Below are 510 nucleotides of genomic sequence, written 5' to 3' on the forward strand. Positions count from 1 at the left end.
AAAAACGTAAAGCCATCCTGGAACGGCGTGCGGCGCATTTCTACCTCGTAGTCCCGGCCTTGTTCGCTAAAGAAGATCAGAAAATAGTCCACGGTGGGGGTTAATGTCCTGGTATCAAACGTGCTGTAGAGATACTCATACGTTAGCCGCCCTTTCATCTCTTTATGAAACTCCAGAAAATCCATACGATCCAGCCGTGCCAGTGTAGGTTCAGCCCATACTGCTTCATGGATCGCATCTTGCAGCTTGCCTTCGAGACCAAAATGATTAACATCATCAATTTTGATATAGCCAAGATTTAACAGATCAAAATCATTGATCTTGATATACTGCCCACTTTTCAACCACTCACTGGCATCAAACCACTGCTTTTTACTCGGCCATTCCGGATCATCCATACTTTCTGGAACCACCGAAATCGCCATTTGGTACGGTCGGGTTAACAGATAGTAGCCCCCTAACGTTAATAAAATACACAGCAGCCCCGCTGCCAGAAGCGCCCAGCGCTTT

General features: G+C 46.5%; 1 protein-coding gene. It reads right to left on the bottom strand.

Annotated elements, in window-relative coordinates; genetic code table 11:
• Nucleotides 1-510, bottom strand: a 510-nt coding sequence (locus tag EOJ37_RS14590) for a hypothetical protein (protein WP_162473718.1), incomplete at both ends; no start/stop codon positions are given.

The organism is Serratia microhaemolytica (assembly GCF_004011885.1).
Taxonomy (GTDB): domain Bacteria; phylum Pseudomonadota; class Gammaproteobacteria; order Enterobacterales; family Enterobacteriaceae; genus Serratia_G; species Serratia_G microhaemolytica.